Below are 17,425 nucleotides of genomic sequence, written 5' to 3' on the forward strand. Positions count from 1 at the left end.
TCTTTCCGCCCTTTCTACATATTAAGAGAGTCCCGTGAGCCTCCTTGTCATCAACGACCTGACCCTTCGCATCGCCGGCCGTACCTTACTGGATCAGGCAAACCTCTCGATCGAACCGGGGCGCAAGGTGGGACTCGTCGGGCGCAACGGAGCCGGCAAGTCGACTCTGCTGGCAGCCATCGCGGGCGATATCCCCCCTGATGGCGGCACCATCCGCCTCTCCTCGCGGGCCCGTCTCGGTCGCGTAAAGCAGGAAGCCCCCTCCGGCCCGACGTCACTGGTCGAAACCGTACTGGCCGGCGATCTCGAACGCGCCTCGCTTCTCGCCGAAGCGGAGACGGCGATGGACCCGCAGCGCATTGCCGAGATCCACGAACGGCTGATGGCGATCAACGCGGACACTGCCCCGGCCCGCGCCGCCAGCATCCTCTCGGGCCTCGGGTTCAATGCGGAGGCGCAGGCTCGTCCGGTCTCCGACTTCTCCGGCGGCTGGCGGATGCGCGTCTCACTGGCGACCGCTTTGTTCCTTGAACCCGACCTGCTGCTGCTCGATGAACCGACCAACCATCTCGACCTTGAAGCCACGCTCTGGCTCGAAGGCTGGCTTACCCGTTTCGGGGGCGCGGCGCTGATCGTCAGCCATGATCGCGGCTTGCTGGACTCCTGTGTGGATGCCATCGCCCATCTGGACCGGGGCAGGCTGTCTCTCACTCCGGGCGGCTATGAAGAATTCGTCCGCATCCGCACCGAGCAGGCGCTCCAGCAGAACCGTGCCGCCGAGAAAGTCGCCGCACACCGGGCGCACATGCAATCCTTCGTGGACCGGTTCCGTGCCAAGGCGACCAAAGCGAAGCAGGCTCAGGCCCGACTGAAGGCGCTGGAAAAGCTGCCCGTCATCGACAGTGTGGTGGAGGATACCCCCACCCGCTTCGAGTTTCCGGAGCCGGCTCCCCTCCCCCCACCGATGCTGACGATGGATCACGTCACCATCGGTTATGACGGCAAACCGATCCTCTCCGATCTGTCGCTTCGGCTGGACATGGAAGACCGCATCGCCCTGCTCGGCGCGAACGGCAACGGCAAATCCACCTTTGCCAAGCTGGTTGCAGGACGGCTTGCGCCGATGTCCGGCACCATGAACCACAGTCCCCGGCTGCGGGTTGGTTACTTTGCCCAGCATCAGGCAGAAGAACTGGTGATGAGCGAGACGCCGATTGCGCACATGCAGCGCGCGCTGCCGAAAGCCCCGCCGACCGTGGTAAGGTCCCAGCTTGCCCGGTTCGGACTGGATGCAGGCAAGGCGGAGACGAAGGTTTCCGAACTGTCAGGCGGCGAGAAAGCCCGCCTCCTGCTCGCGCTGGCAACCCGCGATGCTCCGCAACTGCTGATCCTTGATGAACCGACCAACCACCTTGATCTGGATGCCAAGGATGCGCTGGTGCGGGCACTCTCCGCCTTTGAGGGAGCCGTCCTGCTGATCAGCCATGATCCGCATCTTGTGGAAATGGTCGCCGATCGGCTCTGGCTCGTGGGGGACGGCAAGGTGACGCCGTTCGAGGGCGATATGGCGGAATATCGCGTCTGGCTGCTTGAACGGTCACGGGCAGCGGCCCGCGCCGGGTCCGCCCGGGACACCGAAACTACTCCCGCAGGGAGAAAGGAAGAGCGTCGTGAACGGGCTGAGGCCCGAAAGGCTCTGGCTCCGTTGCGCAAAAAGGTGAAGGACGCCGAAACGAAGGTGCTGAAGCTGACCACAGCGCGCGCGACGATCGAGGCAAGGCTTGCGGACCCGGCGCTGTATGGGGCGTCATCAAAGGATGACGTAACAAAGCTCACCACGCAGTTGGCGACACTGAAGAAAGATGAAGCGCAGGCTGAGGAAGACTGGTTTGCAGCTCAGGGAGAACTGGAGCAGGCCGCTGCGGAGGGGTGAGAGGGTTCCGAAAGCATGCATCCCGTTCAGTCCGCAGAGTAATACGGGATGCCTCAAGCGCTGGAACGTCCTCTACCCTAACCCGTGAGCCAACCGCCCTCTCACGCCTTCACTCCGGTCAGGATCACTGAGAGATGCCGAGGCGCATCTCTCATCCGGCTACTGCCCTTTTTCAAACAGGAGTTGAGGGTTTCAGCTTGTAAGCCTTCTCCACCAGTTCAGCCCGTTTGCCGATACCTTCCACGCTTTTGCGGGTCCACTCCCTGTCCATCATATCACGCTGCTGGGGAATGATTTCCTTGGGCTCGACATTGCGATATGTGCCGATCTTTCCAGTCAGAACACCAATAGCCGTCTGGATGACAGGCTCCGGATCATATTGCTCGTGCGGGAACGCAATCCGGCTATAATCGAACACCCTCTCATCCGGCTCATCACGCCAACCCTTCCAGGTTTCGAACATCCGGTCGTTGAAGCCAGTCAGGAAGGGACCTGGATTGATGGTGGCCACTTCGATTCCAAATTCCTGCATTTCCTGACGCAGAGCCGCAGCGATCGCCTCAATCGCGTGCTTAGATGACGCATAGGCACCAGCAAAGGGATCCGTTGTCAGTCCCGCCACGGACGACATGAACACGACTTTCCCCTGCCCCCTCTGAATCATGCCGCGAATCACGATCTGTGTCAGCAGAACGGGACCGATGATGTTGACTTCGTACTGACGGCGCAAATTCTCGGCGGGAATATCCGCAACGGATCCGCCTTCCGAGATACCCGCATTGTTCAGAAGCACATTGATGTCCCACCTTGCGGCTTTCTGGCGATCTCCTTCATTTGTCACATCCAGTTTTTCGATCCTCAGCCTTATTCCCCTTTTCCCGGCTTCCGTGGCCAGTGCATGCTCCTGAGCAGGAATCTCCACTGCGGCGATGACATCCTGCCCCTCGTCGGCAAGACGCAGGGCAATTTCCGCACCAAAGCCCGATCCCGCTCCCGTCACCAGAATTGTATTCATCTCATCACCTTTTCCTGAAAATCATGCCTAAACACCACCTACCGACAAACGCAGACACGGCAGGCTGCATGTTTCCAGAACGTTCAAGAACGAAAAGGGTTTTTTGAAAGTGATCGATACTCCCATGGAAATCAGCACCTTGAGCAAAACCTTCGTGTCCTGACGGAGCATCATGGCAGATAATCTGAAAATTTTTCTCTCTGCAGAGCAACTTTCCTATCCGCAGAGTCCTTTACTCCATACCGGTCAGGAAATCATGATTTACCGAAAACATATGAAAAACAGATAATGTTTTCCAAACCGGAACAAAAAAACGGAGCTTTCAAATGTTTTATAGCTACGAAAATCGTAACGCCTTCTACGCAGCCGATCGATCAGAGGGCGGTTCGACAGGACACAATCCTGGGAACTTCGCGGAAAATCGCGAGAAAGCATCAGAAGCCGGCCGCAAAGGCGGACAGGCAAGCCACGGCGAGCATCACACCGAGGCGACTCACGACGCCGGACGTCATACGTCGGGCAGTTTCGCAGGGGACCACGAAAAAGCCGCTGACGCGGGACGCAAGGGGGGCCACGCCAGCCATGAAGAGCATGGGGCAGCCTCTTCCCACAAGGAAGGGGAGCACAAATCCGGCAATTTTGCCGATGATCCGGAAAAAGCAGCCGCAGCCGGACGCAAAGGTGGTCACACCACCCATAAATCCTGAGGATCAGCGTTCGAACGGAAGCATGCATCTGCGTGCTTCCGTTTTTCCTCAGTGGCCGACTGCTTTCCCCACACCATCGACCCACTTGCGCCCGTTCCAGGTCACAAGCATTCCCCGGTCGGAAGATCCTGCCAGCGTGGAATAACAGTCGGAGCAATATGCAATAGTCCCGGCTCCGTGATCCGCATCCAGATGCGCGAAGACGACGGGAGCAAGCTGGGCGGACTTTATGCCGTACACTCCATGTTTCCCATCCGATCTGTAATCGACGTGAGCGAAGATGCCATCAGCGTGCAGTCCGATCACAGGTGCTCCTTCAACCGTGGCTGTCAGGACACCGGGTTTTGACATTTCCAACCGTGCTGATGAAGCCCCACCAGCCTTCTGCATGGCGAACTGCACGAAGGGTGAAGCCGACGACACACCGGATCCAATATTGATCGCCAGTGTTGCGTTCAGGAAGGAAGTGAGAATGGACGGGCTTGTAAGACTGCCTTTTTCATCGACATTCAGACCCTCCGACGGGATTGCATCGCCAATGGCTTTCCCCCCGCCCACATGTAGCGTATCAAAAAAACCAAGTCCCGATGAATAGATTGCCCAGTCAGTCTGATGCTGAGCCGCGAGAGACAGGCCATCTTTCCCCGGTATGGCGGGGGTCAACTGCCCGAGCACCATGTTGGAGACAAGTCCGTGCCGGAAGACGAAGCCATTCGTCAAACCCGGTCGACCGCCTGGAGTTCTTCCCTGAAAAAAGTGGGCGTACAAACACTCGGATTTACAATCGTAGATTTCGTCGTAACCACCAATCGTATTGATGCCGTCAAAATCACCGCCGCCGGTCGTGCGATCATTGACGATCTGCGCCTCTCCGATCACCGATGAACCGTTCGATCCCTCCTTGAGATTCAATACATGATTCCAGACCCAGGAATTTCCGTTCGTATTGGTCGGAGCCTGTGACATAGCGAGATACTGCCCCACGGCATCATGAGTGTAATAGCCCAGAGACCCATCTGGGCGAGTGTAGGTCAGATATGGATCGTTATTCCACCCCACCACGGACTGAATATTGTGCTGATATGAGTTCTTCTTTCCGCTTTCGCTGAAAATGGCGCTCAGATACTGCACATTTTCAGTCTGCCCGTCAGACTGCTGCCCTCCGACAATCTGCGCCGAACGCGTCATCGCCTGAGACTGATCGGCGATACCCGGCAGACCAGCCGATTGCCAGGCAATGGAAGCCCGATCGAGTTGCACCGCGATATCCGTGCAAGGAAGAGAGAGTGAGGAAAAGTAAAACCGGCCATTCCTGAACAGCAGACGCCCATGACTCTCGCAGGCATGGTTCACCGCCGCCTGCACTGCCGATGCGTCATCGGTGCCGCCAATATCAAGCCGCAGCCCGGCTGGAACATCATGAGCGAAGGGGCTGGACAGCGTCAGGACAGTGCCGGAAATATGCGTGATCGTCGTGCCTCTGGGCAACGCCAGCGCCCCGACCGCGCTCCCGACTGTTGCATCGCCGATATCGGACACGCTGACCTGGGTGGCTCCCGCACCCACAGTAGATGCAACAACCACCTGCGAGACATCGCCTCTTGCGCCGAAATCCCTGACATTGATCTCATCTGCAAAATGCTCTTCCTGAGTTCGACCCACCGTGCCACCATCAGCTACGATGGGAGGGCCTGCGAAGGCCGAAGACACCGCAAGCAGGCCACTGCCGCAGAACAGGAAAAATCGGAGATAAAAACGCTTCATTACAGAATCATAACACGATCCCTTACGAGTGACCGTGGCGATTCTTTCTGAATATGCAAAGAAACAGAACCACCACACTCGCACCCATCCAATCTTCCCAAGCCTCGATCAGGCCGGTGAATGGTTCGGCAGGCAGAGCAAAGCCTGACGGGGGCTTCAGCTTTGCTGGATAGCCTGTCCGGGGCGCCGTGGCTTACGGCCGATCGGGGGACATGGTGCCGACTGGCTCAGCGACGCCTTGGAAGAAAAAGGCATCAAACCCTGCATCCCGAAACGCAAATCGCGGACAAAACTCATCAGATACGACAAACGGCGTTGCAAACGCCCCAACCGCATCGAGATCATGTCCGGCTGCCTCCAGAACTGGCAGCGTGTCGCAACACACGACGACAGATACCCCACACAGTCTTCTTCTCCGCCATCTACCTCGCAGCTACCTTACTATTCTGGTTATGAGGCCTGAACCTAACGCCGCGCCCTTCTATTCTTTTCCTGCTGCGCATGTATGATCCTCCTTTCGGAAGACGCCTCCCATGCTTCGCAAAGCCGCCGGAAAGCTCTCTGTGCGACAGGGACCGCAAGACAACCCAGTCCACGACCGAGAATTACCGGGCATAATTCCCTTTAATATTGCAGCATGAGCAGAGCTTTTGCCGCAACCCGCGCGCACCTGAGGGCGAACGATGCCTGCAGCCGTTCCTGTTCCGCATGCAAAGAAGAATGATCTTCTGCAGTCCCCGCTCCTGCAAAGACATGGCCGTCCGGAGCACACGGCCCCTACCTTCCCGCTGTCACACCGGCTAAAGAGCCATCCCCAAAACCGGTATCAAACGCGGAACGGGAGATCTTGCCGATGGTTGTAACATGGGGTGACTTTCAGGCGGTCGTGCAGCTTTCCGCTGGCCTCAACGTCGCCATCCTGAGCTTCGTCGATATCAGCCTTCCGGCCATCCAGGAGCGTCGGCGTGTCTTTGCCAAGGCGCGTCAGGAACTGGAGATCCACCGGAAGAACCCGCACAAGCGCACCCCTGCGGAAAAGGAACAGCACGCCGAGGCCGTGGATGAACTGGATCGTCGCCTCTTCGACCTCTGGCGTGAGACATCCGCCTTTGAAAGCATCGAGGACTCACTGATGCGCTCGACGGGTGTGTTCGGCATCTTCGGAGCGATTCTAAGCCTCGGCCTGCTCTGGTATTCCGCTCTCCATTACGACGAAGACATCAACCTGACCGGACAGGTGCTCATCATTCTGTCCTTCTGCTCACTGGTCGGTGCATTTCTGATCAATTTCTTCACGGCATCGAAAGCCTCCAGCTACGCGAAACGCTGCAACGAAATCCGTGAACATATGCGCGTGCATCTCTGAGACTCTGGAGGCCCTGTCAGGACGATTGTTTCCTGAAAACCTTGCGCAACGCCCGACCGCTCTTCCACAGAACCCGCCGTCCCTTTCTCATGAGAGGATAGAACTGCAGAAATCCGTGCAGAGTACCCGACATGCAGACGTATGTGACCACGTTGCCCGCTGCTTTGAGAGCCTCGGCATACTGCGCGGCCTCATCCCGCAGTGGATCACATTCAGCCGTCATGATCCACGCTGGTGGCAGGCCGGAGAGCTCCGTCTGCAGACCGGGTGCAAAACGCGGATCAGCCGCATCCGCTTCGGAGACGGCGTACTGATGACCGTACCAATCCATCATGGCGCGCGTCAGAAAGTAGCCGTGTGCGAATATCTTGCGTGAGGGCGTTTCTTCGAGACCGAGCGTCGCCGGGTAGAAGAGGATCTGCATCACCGGTTGCGGCACTCCGCTGTCCGCCAGAGTTCCGTCCTGCCGTGCGGTTCGCGCCAGTTGACACAAGACGGCGGCCAGCGTGCCTCCGGCGCTGTCACCCGCGACGGCGACCTCGCCGCCCCAGCGCCATGCTTCCGAAGCAATCCAACGGAATGCGGCCCATACATCGTCCACCGCAGCCGGGAACTTGTTCTCCGGGGCAAGGCGATAATCGTAGGACAATACGGCAGCGCCAGAAGCGCGCGCGAGGCGGCAGCAGATTCCATGATGCGAGTTGAGGCCGCAATGCACGAAGCCGCCGCCATGCATGTACAGCACCACCCCGCGTGGTCTGCCATAAGGTATATAGAGACGCGCCGGTCTCAGTTCGGTCGCACCCGGCACTCTCAGATCCAGAACGCGCCGGACCTGAAGAGCGGAGAGCCGCATGGGAAAGGACGGACGTCCCGTAATCCGGCGGATATAGGTGAGCGCGGCAGCAGAAGTGGTGAACGGCTGGTCTTCCGGTCGGGTGTGTTCCAGTCGCACGCGGCGTTTGCGTGCCTCACGATTCAACCATCCCAGCAGAAGCCGCGACGGCAGGTCAGGCCGCGCGACCTGTTCCTGTACGGTAGCTGTCGTGGCACGAGATTTTTGCAAGTCTGCTGAAATCGACATCATGGGACCAAGCCTGTTCTCTTGAGGATCGCATGTCGACCCCCAAGCGGTGAGTTCCGCCCTTGACGGAACAGGGTGGCTCGCGCAGGTTCCGCCCTGCCAGACGGTTGGACGACCGCTGTTGCGTCAAGCAAGGGAGGAAAGTCCGGGCTCCACGGGAGAACGGTGCCGGTTAACGACCGGCGAGGGTGACCTCAGGGACAGTGCCACAGAAAAGAAACCGCCTTCCTGGCCTGCTTGCAGGCTGGAGGTAAGGGTGAAACGGTGCGGTAAGAGCGCACCGCGCTTCCGGTAACGGCGGCGGCAGGGCAAACCCCACCGGGAGCAAGACCGAATAGGGACGGTAGGCAGCCTGACTGCCAAAGGTTCTCCCGCCTTCCGTCCGGGTTGGTCGCGTGAGGCGTGTTGCAAGACACGTCCCAGAGGAATGGTCGTCTCGATCCTTCGGGGTCGACAGAACCCGGCTTACAGACCGTCTGGCATTTCTATTTTTCGAACGAATTCCGTGTTGTGAGACATTCTCTCAGCATGGGATTCGCTTTTCGATACTCTTCGGCCTGCGTGAGTGGCTGATTTTAAGACACCCTCAAGAACTTCGTAAAAAGAACATAACGAGAACACGCGTTCTTGTTAACAGATACCTGCGTTCTGGAAACCTTTTAGGAACACAGTAAGACGAATTTGTCTTTTTTCGCGGAATTCTGCCAATTTTTATTAGAGATTCATTTGACGTCCCATAAAATCCCATGATATCCCAGAGTCATCCCAGACGGCCCCAACAGAACCCGGACCGCACCCTGCCCATGAAGGATTTTCAACCCGGTGAGCGTGTTTCTCGGCACACACCAGAACCGAATCGACGCCAAGGGGCGTGTTTCGATTCCAGCCGGGTTCCGAACCGTCCTGCGCAATCAGGCGGCAGAGGGTGAAGCACTGATGGTTCTTCGCCCCTCCCACACACAGCCCTGCATCGAAGCCTGGCCGTCCGCAGCCTTCTCGGCGCTGGCACAGCCGCTCGACAGGCTGGATATGTTTTCCGACGAACATGATGATCTGGCGGCGGCCCTGTATGCGGACGCCTACCCGCTCGATTCCGATCGTGAGGGGCGCATCATCATTCCCGACTTCCTGCGTGAACATGCGGGAATTACCGATACCGTGTCTTTCATGGGACTGGGACGCATCTTCCAGATCTGGGAGCCGCTGGCTGCCGAACAGCGCCGTTCCGAGGCGCGCCTCCGTTCGCGCCGGGTGACGTTGCCCGGAAATCGCGAGCCGGGAGGCGCCGCATGAACGCCATGAACCAGCCCCCTGTTACGTCTGTGCCCGATCACGATCCGGGCCATGTTCCGGTCATGCGTGACGAAGTGCTTGCCCTGCTTGCCGCGAAAGATGGCGAAACCTATGTGGACGCCACTTTCGGCGGCGGCGGCTACACCAATGCGGTTCTTGCTGCCGCAGACTGCAAGGTCTGGGGAATTGATCGTGATCCCGACGCCATCGCGCGTGGCACGCTGCTTGCCGATGTGTGGGGTGAAGATGCCAGCGGCGCACCCCGCCTGAAGATGATGCAGGGTGGCTTTGGTGGCATGGGCGACATGCTGCGCGCGGTCGGCGTGGAGAATGTGGACGGCGTCATGTTCGATTTTGGCGTTTCGTCCTTCCAGCTGGATGAGGCCGAGCGCGGCTTTTCGTTCCGCACCGAGGGACCGCTGGACATGCGGATGGGAAAGTCCGGTCGTTCCGCAGCCGATATCGTCAATGACGCGCCGGACACCGAACTGGCCGACATCTTTCATTATTATGGTGAGGAGCGGCACGCGCGGCGTGTGGCACGGACTATCGTCGAAGCGCGCAAGACGACCCCCATCACCACGACGCTCCAGCTTGCGGAAATCATCCGCTCCGTCGTTCCGGGCGACCGTTCCGGAATCGATCCGGCGACACGCAGCTTTCAGGGGCTGCGGATCGCGGTGAACGATGAACTGGGCGAAATTGAACGCGGTCTCGAACAGGCACTCGGCATCCTCGCTCCGGGCGGCCGTCTTGTCGTGGTGTCGTTTCATTCGCTTGAAGACCGTATCGTCAAGCGTGTCATGGCAGCCGCGGCTGGTCGGGAACCCGGTCTGTCACGCTACGATCCCCGTGCGATGGGACGAGAAGAAAAAACAGCGCCGTTCAGGCTGGCGTTCCGCAAGGCGATGAAGCCTTCGGACGCCGAGTGTCGGCGCAACCCTCGGGCTCGAAGCGCGAAACTACGTGCCCTTATCCGGGTCGGAACGTCGGAAGACGCATCCGGCACCTCCCGAATCACGACGGAACATGAGGCGAATGTCGGCGCCGGTTCCGTGAAACATTCCGACAGAGGAACAGCTTGATGTTCAGGCCCTTCACACTGTTTTGTGCGCTTCTGGCCGGTGGTTCGGGAATGTTCCTTTATTCCGAGAAGCACAAGACAACGGTTCTGGATCAGCAGATTTCAAAGATCGTCGCTGACACCGAGCACATCCGCCAGCAGACGGCGGTGTTGCAGACCGACTGGGCCCTCCTCAACCAGCCGGATCGCCTGAGCCATCTGGCCGGTCGTTTCGATGCCAGCCTGAAGCCTATGGAGCCACGGCAGTTCGTCCGCATGGCGGACCTCCGGCAGCATCTCCCCGCAGCCGTTTCGCCGCATGCGGAACCCGCCCGCCCATCTGCTGTTGCGTCACAGGGTGCCGATACGGGTGCAGTGGTCGTAGCGAGTCGTGCAGTGCCCGACGTTACGCCGCATGAACAGGCAGCCGAACCTGCTGTCGTAAAGCAGAGTGTTGCCTCCGCGACGCCAGTTGCGACAGTGCGGAAAGCACCGCTCGTGCTGGCGAAAGCGGAAACTGCGACCCCTGTGTTCCATGCGCCTGAAGCCCGCGTTCCTGAACAGCACCAGGTTGCAGCTCAGGACAGTGTGAAGACGCAGCTTGCTGATTCTGCTCCGGTGGAAACACGCAGAAGCATTCATCATACGGTTACCGCGAGCGATCCGCTGGCAGTTGCCCTGGGTGAAAAAACCGAGACGACGACCGTCCATCATGCCTCCCACACTCTTGTGGCTGACAGCAGTGCAACTCACCATACTGCCTCGCATGACGTCGCAAGCCTGACGGATACGGCCCACTCGACGCCTGCTCACCATGCCGTCGTCACGCATGTCGCCGTCGCGGACACCGTGGCGAGGCCGCGCATGACCACTGTCTCAACGCCGGTTACTGTGGCTGCATGGCACCCCAGCACCGCACCGCGCTATGTCGAGGCGCGCGCGACATATTCCGGATCGCTTCTCGGACATTCCTCGATCGGGGGCGGCCTGCCACCGCCAATGCCGGTTTCAAACTAAGGCCACAGTCTTCTGTTTGATAAGATTTCGTGCCGGGCTGCCCGGCACGAAATCATTCCAGCTTCCTTCCGGCATACGTTGCTCTTGATGTTTCCGGGCCTTCGAGGATACGTCGCCCCTCATGCCTCGCCAGTCTCCTCCGTCCGACAGCCCCGCTCCCGGCTCCGAACATCCCCCGCAGGACGTTCGGGTCACAAGCGAGGATCTGCGCGAGAGAGCGCAGCTTGAACGTATGCATGTGCGCCTGCTGGGCGTGGCGACCATCTTTTCCCTGCTGTTCGGCACTGTGGCGCTGAAAGCGACGTTCGCGACAATCATCTCACCGATGATCCCCGAAGCCCGCCAGATCCGTCCGCAGGTCCCGGAAATTCCGAAAATCGATCCGAAGAGCACGTTGACCAGCTCACTGGCGATGCCGCAGGTGCGGCGCGCCATGATCGTCGATCGCAACAATCAGGCGCTGGCGGTGTCGCTGCCTGTCGCACAGGTCTATGCCAACCCGCGGGAACTGATCGATCCCCGCGATGTCGCGAAAAAACTCAAGTCGGTTCTGCCTCAACTGGATGAGGAAGAGACCGTCAGGCGACTGTCGATGCCGAAACAGTTCGTGTATCTGGCACGCAACATCACGCTCCAGCAGGAACTGGCGATCAATAATTTCGGCATTCCGGGCCTTTATTTCGAAGCCGGTGAGCGCCGCCACTATCCGCAGGGCGTTGTGGCCTCGCAGATCATGGGCGGCGTGGACATCGACGATCACGGCATCGCCGGTGTCGAACGCTATTTCGACAAGCGCCTGATCAGCGACAAGAAACCGCTGAAACTCTCCCTCGACGTGCGTGTGCAGGGTGTCGCACGCGAGGAACTGGCGGCAGCGAAGGACACGTTCGAGGCTATCGGGGCGTGCGCCATCGTGATGGACGTGAATACGGGTGAAGTGATCGCCATGGTCAGCCTGCCGGACTACGACGCGAACAATTTCGCTCATGCCCCGGAGGATGCCCGCTTCAACCGTGCGGTGACCGGTGTTTACGAACCGGGTTCGACCTTCAAGTTGCAGACAGCGGCCATGGCCCTGCAACTTGGCGTGGCCCATATCTGGGATCGTTTCTCCTCCATTCCCATTCATATCGGTCGCTTCACCATCGCGGACATGAGAACGGACCATTTCTCACCCTGGCTGTCGCTGCCTGAAGTGATGGCGTTCTCCTCCAATCCGGCAGCTGCTCACATCGCTCTCGATGTCGGTGCACAGAGGCAGCAGGACTGGTTGCGCGGCATGGGATTTTTTGCGCCGGTGCCTATCGAACTGCCGGAAGCCGGTCATCCGATCATTCCAGCACGCCGCAACTGGGGCATCTCCACCGTCATGACCGTCGGCTTCGGTCACGGCGTCGCGGAACCCCCTCTGGCCATCGTGCGAGGCACCGCCGCAACCGTAAATGGCGGCATTCTGATCAAGCCGACCCTCGTTGCGCGGGACGACGACAGCGATGCCCGCAGCACAGAAAGCACCGATGCCGGGCCGTCCATCTCCGGTGGCCCCGATGCCGCGGCAGAGAGTGCAGAACCCGCGGACGAGCAGGACGTGGCAGTCACACCGCAGGGACAGCGTGTTTTTTCACCCGAGATATCGAGCACGCTCCGCAAGATCCTTCGACTGGACGTTGCATTGGGCACCGGGAAGACGGCTGAAGTTCCGGGCTATTTCGTAGGAGGAAAGACCGGGACCGCCGAAAAAATCGGGCCACACGGCGGCTATCTGAAACATGTGAACATCGCCGCATTCACCAGCATCTTCCCGATGAACGCGCCGCGTTATGCGGTCTATGTGATGCTTGACAGTCCGAAGGGAACAGCCGCCACGCATGGCTGGACCACTGCGGCATGGAACGCTGCGCCCACGGTCGCAAAAATCATTTCACGCATCGGCCCCATGCTTCAGGTCTTCCCGGATACCGCTCACACGGCACAGATCGACGCGGAACTGGCCATTCCCATGCGCCCCTCCCCACCCCGTGGCGTAAGACCGCTTGGTCCGGGCAATGATCCGGGCGATCCGCGCCGGGCGGCGGACGAGAAGCGCGCGGAAGATCAGGAAAAAAAGAAACATCGTCCTGACGAGAAGGAAGATGCCCGGCATGCGGCGATCGCTCCGCGTCCCGTCGAGCATCCGGCCTTAACGCAGCAGGACCATGGACGGGGCTAAGATCATGAAACTCTCATCTCTTCTTTCCCAGTCCGGCCTGAAACCCGCCTCCCTCAGTCTGGGCGACCCGGAGATCACCGCGATCACCGCCGACAGCCGCGCTGTCCAGCCCGGCTCGCTCTTCGTGGCACTCCCCGGAACACAGCAGGACGGGCGCGCTTTCATTCCCGGCGCGATTGCAGCCGGAGCGGCCGCCATTCTCGTGCCGGAAGGAACCGGTCCTCTAGAAAATGGCGTGCCGGTCGCCATCACGGCCACACCACGCCGATCACTCGCTCTTCTCGCTGCGACACTTGCCGGACCACAGCCGGAACACATCGTGGCGGTGACGGGCACGAACGGAAAAACCAGCACCGTCGATTTCCTCCGTCAGATCTGGCAGGGCATGGGGCGCACGGCGGCCAGTTTCGGCACGCTGGGGCTGGTTTCACCCGTGCCCCTTCCCGTCGAGGTGCCGTCCCTCACCACCCCCGACCCTGTCACGCTCGCACGCGGGCTCGCCGCCTTGCGGGAGCGCGGCGTGACGGATGTGGCAATGGAAGCCTCCTCTCACGGTCTGGACCAGAGGCGTCTGGACGGGGTGCGGATCAATGCGGCCGGGTTCACCAACCTGACCCGCGATCATCTGGATTATCACGGGTCGCTGGAAAGCTACCGGGCGGCGAAACTGCGCCTGTTCGATACGCTCCTGCCGGGCGGCGGTCTCGCCGTGGCGAACGCGGACATGGACGAGGTCACGCTGGCCGCGCTGCGTGACCTCCAGCGCCGCCGCGACCTTGAACTGCGACTGGTCGGACGCAAGGGAACCACAATCCGTCTCCTCGCACACAAGGCGCTTCCGGAAGGGCAACGGCTGCGGCTCGAAATCGGCAAGAAGGAAATGGACGTGACGCTTGCTCTGCCAGGCCGTTTTCAGGTGGACAATGCCCTGCTCGCCGCAGCGCTGGCCGGACCGGACAAGGCGGATATGGAAGCCGCGATTGCCCTGCTCCCGACGTTACACGGCGTACGCGGACGCATGGAGCGTGCGGCGATCCTGCCGAACGGTGCCGCTGTTTACGTTGACTATGCCCACACACCGGATGCGCTGGCCCGCGCCATCGACAGCCTGCGTCCGCATGTGAAGGGACGGCTGCTCGTCCTGTTCGGCGCGGGCGGTGACCGCGACAAGGGGAAACGGCCGCTCATGGCGCAGGAGGCCGCGCAACGGGCGGATATGGTGTTCGTGACCGACGATAATCCCCGCAGCGAGGATGCACAGGATATCCGGCAGGATGTCCTTGCCGGGGCTCCCGAAGCCATTGAAATTCCGGACCGGAGAACGGCGATTGCCGAAACCATGGGACGGCTTGCATCCGGTGACGTACTGCTTGTCGCGGGCAAGGGGCATGAACAGGGGCAGATCATCGGCGAGATCGTGCATCCGTTTGACGATGTGAGCGTCGTGAAAAGCTTCGCAGGGAAGGCATGAGCGTGCTCTGGACCGGAGAGGAACTGGCGCAGGCCACCAAAGGCCGTTTCGGCTCGGAAGACGGTGCTGACATTCGTGTCTCCGGTGTTTCCATTGACACAAGAACGCTTGCGACGGGCGATCTTTTCATCGCCCTCCTAGGTGAGAACGCGGACGGACACGCGCATGTGGCGATGGCGCTCGACAGGGGAGCCGCCGTCGTTCTTGTGCATCGGACCGACGAACTGGATGGCGTTGAGCCGACCGATCCCCGCCTGCTGATTGTCGGCGATACGATGGTGGGGCTGTGGGATCTCGCCCGGACAGCGCGCGCACGCTTCACGGGCGATGTCGTCGCCGTGACGGGCAGCGTCGGCAAGACCACGACCAAGGACATGCTGCGTGTTGCGCTCGGTGCGCTGGGAAAAACCCATGCCTCCGTGGCGTCCTACAACAACCACTGGGGCGTTCCGCTGACCCTCGCCCGCCTGCCCCGCGACGCCGTATTCTGCGTCAGCGAAATCGGCATGAACCATCCGGGCGAAATTACCCCGCTGGCCGAACTTGTGCGGCCGGATGTGGCCGTGATCTCCACCATCGGTTCCGCGCATCTCGGCCATATGGGCAGTCTTGAAGCCATCGCGCGGGAAAAAGCCTCGCTCATCGCAGCACTGCCCCAAGGGGCCACAGCCGTGGTGCCGGACGATGCCGAGGGGCAGACAATCTTCGCCGATATTGCCCGACAAGCGGGTGTGACGCTCTGGCATTCCGGGTTTGCCGCCCGAAGCGAAGCGCGGCTGACGGACCTCGACCTCTCGGGAGAAGGCTCCCGGTTCGTGGCCCACATTGCAGGCCATGCCGTACCGGTGGAAATCAGCGCTCCCGGTGAGCATCTGGCGCGCAATGCCCTGTCAGTGCTGGCCGTCGTAGCAGCTTTGCATGGTGACATGGCGAAACTTGCTGAAGCAGCGGAAGCCCTGGCCGATTTCGTGCCCGGTGCGGGGCGCGGTGCCGCCACACCCATCCTCCGCGGTGAGGCTCTCCTTCTGGATGAGAGCTACAACGCATCGGTCCTCTCCATTCAGGCGGCGCTTGGCGTGCTCAAACTTCTGCAAGCAAAACGCCGCATTGCCGTGTTGGGAGACATCCGCGAACTGGGTGATTTCTCCCGCGAGGAACACCTCTCCCTCGAACCTTCGGTCAGCGCTGTGGCCGATCTTGTTTTCTGTTGTGGACCGCACATGAAAGACCTGTTCGATGCCCTCCCTTCTTCCCGGCAGGGAAGCTGGAGGGAAGACTCCGCTGCTCTGGCGCCTCTCGTGCGGAAAGCCCTGCAGGCCGGTGATGCCGTGCTCATCAAGGGCAGCTTCGGCAGCCGCATGAAAATCATTGTGGACGCGCTGAAGGCGGAGGCGGCCTGATGCTCTACACGCTGGTCGCCCATCACGTGCAGGGTCACACAACAATCCTGAACCTGTTCCGCTACATCACTTTCCGGGCAGGCGGCGCGTGCCTGACCGCCCTCGCCATCGCGCTGCTGCTCGGCAACCCCGTGATCCGCGAACTCAAGCGCATCCAGCGTGAAGGCCAGCCGATCCGCGCTGTCGGACCGGAGCGCCACATTCTGGAAAAGGCCGGCACGCCGACGATGGGCGGCATCCTGATCCTGATCGCCCTGTTTACGTCCACGCTGCTCTGGGCCGATTTGCAGGATGGCTTCGTCTGGGCCGTCCTGTTCGTAACCGGCGCATTCGGGGCGGTGGGTTTCGCGGACGATTACCGCAAGTTGGCCAAGCGCAACACGGACGGCATCTCCAAGAAAGCACGCCTGAGCTGCGAGTTCGGTGCGTCGCTGATCGCGGGCTGGTGGATGCAGCACCTCATGCCCATCGAACTGGCCAATCACCTCGCCTTCCCGTTCGTGAAGGATTACATGCTGCCGCTGGGCTACGCCTTCCCGATCTTTGCGATGGTGACCATCGCGGGCTTCGGCAACGCCGTGAACCTGACCGACGGTCTTGACGGGCTGGCGACCGTGCCCGTGGTGATTGCGGCCCTCGTGTTCGCGCTGATTTCCTACCTCGTCGGCAACCACGTCTTTGCGGACTATCTCCAGCTTCATGCAGTCCCCGGAACGGGTGAACTGGCCGTGTTCTGTGCGGCGCTCGTGGGTGCGGGCCTTGGGTTCCTGTGGTTCAATGCACCACCGGCTTCCGTATTCATGGGCGACACCGGCTCGCTGTCGCTGGGTGGCGCTCTCGGCGCGGTGGCGGTGGCGACCAAGCACGAACTGGTGCTGTGCATCGTCGGTGGCCTGTTCGTCGTCGAGACGCTGTCGGTCATCATTCAGGTGTTCTGGTACAAGCGCACCAAAAAGCGCGTCTTCCTGATGGCTCCGCTGCATCATCATTTCGAAAAGAAGGGGTGGCAGGAGCCAAAGATCGTCATCCGTTTCTGGATCGTCTCCGTCGTGCTGGGGCTGGTCGGCCTTGCCACACTGAAGCTGCGCTGAGGAGCCCGTCCG

General features: G+C 60.4%; 13 protein-coding genes, 1 other RNA gene and 1 pseudogene. 12 read left to right on the forward strand and 3 right to left on the reverse strand.

Annotated features, from left to right (window positions below; translation table 11 throughout):
* Positions 1 to 34: 34 nt before the first annotated feature.
* A complete protein-coding gene (locus tag GOB81_RS12090; RefSeq protein WP_173570688.1) occupies positions 35 to 1,933 on the forward strand; it encodes an ATP-binding cassette domain-containing protein in 1,899 nt (632 codons plus the stop codon).
* 172 nt (positions 1,934 to 2,105) lie between these two features.
* On the opposite strand, the gene GOB81_RS12095 is transcribed toward GOB81_RS12090, so the two are convergent.
* Positions 2,106 to 2,948, reverse strand: coding sequence for an SDR family oxidoreductase (locus GOB81_RS12095; RefSeq protein ID WP_173570689.1), 843 nt, complete (start codon positions 2,946 to 2,948; stop codon positions 2,106 to 2,108).
* 326 nt (positions 2,949 to 3,274) lie between these two features.
* On the opposite strand from GOB81_RS12095, the gene GOB81_RS12100 reads away from it, so the two are divergent.
* Entirely contained in the window at positions 3,275 to 3,655 is a 381-nt protein-coding gene (locus tag GOB81_RS12100; protein ID WP_173570690.1) for a con-10 family general stress protein, read from the forward strand.
* A gap of 48 nt (positions 3,656 to 3,703) precedes the next feature.
* Here the strand turns inward: GOB81_RS12100 and GOB81_RS12105 are convergent, their stop codons facing one another.
* Positions 3,704 to 5,419: a hypothetical protein gene (locus GOB81_RS12105; RefSeq protein ID WP_173570691.1), complete on the reverse strand. Its 1,716-nt coding sequence runs from the start codon at positions 5,417 to 5,419 to the stop codon at positions 3,704 to 3,706.
* A 147-nt stretch (positions 5,420 to 5,566) separates the two neighbouring features.
* Between GOB81_RS12105 and GOB81_RS17720 the strand changes: the two are divergent.
* Together GOB81_RS17720 and GOB81_RS12110 are read left to right on the forward strand one after the other, a co-directional pair.
* A pseudogene (locus tag GOB81_RS17720) lies at positions 5,567 to 5,875 on the forward strand (IS5/IS1182 family transposase); the annotation flags it as partial.
* Between the two features lie 397 nt (positions 5,876 to 6,272).
* Positions 6,273 to 6,785, forward strand: coding sequence for a hypothetical protein (locus GOB81_RS12110; RefSeq protein WP_173570692.1), 513 nt, complete (start codon positions 6,273 to 6,275; stop codon positions 6,783 to 6,785).
* Positions 6,786 to 6,801: 16 nt separating this feature from the next.
* Here the strand turns inward: GOB81_RS12110 and GOB81_RS12115 are convergent, their stop codons facing one another.
* Positions 6,802 to 7,872 carry an alpha/beta hydrolase gene (locus GOB81_RS12115; RefSeq protein WP_173570693.1) on the reverse strand — a complete coding sequence of 357 codons (1,071 nt, stop codon included), beginning with the start codon at positions 7,870 to 7,872 and terminating at the stop codon, positions 6,802 to 6,804.
* A gap of 96 nt (positions 7,873 to 7,968) precedes the next feature.
* Here GOB81_RS12115 and rnpB point away from each other — a divergent pair.
* The 8 genes from rnpB to mraY all read left to right on the forward strand — a co-directional run bounded on the left by rnpB (position 7,969) and on the right by mraY (position 17,413).
* Positions 7,969 to 8,353: RNase P RNA component class A (gene rnpB, locus GOB81_RS12120), an RNA gene on the forward strand.
* A 338-nt stretch (positions 8,354 to 8,691) separates the two neighbouring features.
* The gene (gene mraZ, locus GOB81_RS12125) at positions 8,692 to 9,162 is read left to right on the forward strand and encodes a division/cell wall cluster transcriptional repressor MraZ (RefSeq protein ID WP_173570694.1); all 471 of its coding nucleotides are present in this window, start codon (positions 8,692 to 8,694) and stop codon (positions 9,160 to 9,162) included.
* Positions 9,163 to 9,167: 5 nt separating this feature from the next.
* Positions 9,168 to 10,247, forward strand: coding sequence for a 16S rRNA (cytosine(1402)-N(4))-methyltransferase RsmH (gene rsmH / locus GOB81_RS12130; RefSeq protein ID WP_242010244.1), 1,080 nt, complete (start codon positions 9,168 to 9,170; stop codon positions 10,245 to 10,247).
* Positions 10,247 to 11,242, forward strand: coding sequence for a cell division protein FtsL (gene ftsL / locus GOB81_RS12135; protein ID WP_173570696.1), 996 nt, complete (start codon positions 10,247 to 10,249; stop codon positions 11,240 to 11,242). The genes rsmH and ftsL overlap by 1 nt, the downstream gene beginning before the upstream one ends.
* A gap of 121 nt (positions 11,243 to 11,363) precedes the next feature.
* A complete protein-coding gene (locus GOB81_RS12140) occupies positions 11,364 to 13,451 on the forward strand; it encodes a peptidoglycan D,D-transpeptidase FtsI family protein (protein WP_408736929.1) in 2,088 nt (695 codons plus the stop codon).
* A gap of 4 nt (positions 13,452 to 13,455) precedes the next feature.
* Positions 13,456 to 14,922 carry a UDP-N-acetylmuramoyl-L-alanyl-D-glutamate--2,6-diaminopimelate ligase gene (locus tag GOB81_RS12145; protein ID WP_173570697.1) on the forward strand — a complete coding sequence of 489 codons (1,467 nt, stop codon included), beginning with the start codon at positions 13,456 to 13,458 and terminating at the stop codon, positions 14,920 to 14,922.
* The gene (locus GOB81_RS12150; protein WP_173570698.1) at positions 14,919 to 16,322 is read left to right on the forward strand and encodes a UDP-N-acetylmuramoyl-tripeptide--D-alanyl-D-alanine ligase; all 1,404 of its coding nucleotides are present in this window, start codon (positions 14,919 to 14,921) and stop codon (positions 16,320 to 16,322) included. The genes GOB81_RS12145 and GOB81_RS12150 overlap by 4 nt, the downstream gene beginning before the upstream one ends.
* Positions 16,322 to 17,413 carry a phospho-N-acetylmuramoyl-pentapeptide-transferase gene (mraY, locus tag GOB81_RS12155; RefSeq protein ID WP_173570699.1) on the forward strand — a complete coding sequence of 364 codons (1,092 nt, stop codon included), beginning with the start codon at positions 16,322 to 16,324 and terminating at the stop codon, positions 17,411 to 17,413. Before GOB81_RS12150 ends, mraY begins: the two co-directional genes overlap by 1 nt.
* Positions 17,414 to 17,425 lie beyond the last annotated feature (12 nt).

Source organism: Acetobacter conturbans (assembly GCF_011516755.1).
Classification (GTDB): Bacteria; Pseudomonadota; Alphaproteobacteria; order Acetobacterales; family Acetobacteraceae; genus Acetobacter; species Acetobacter conturbans.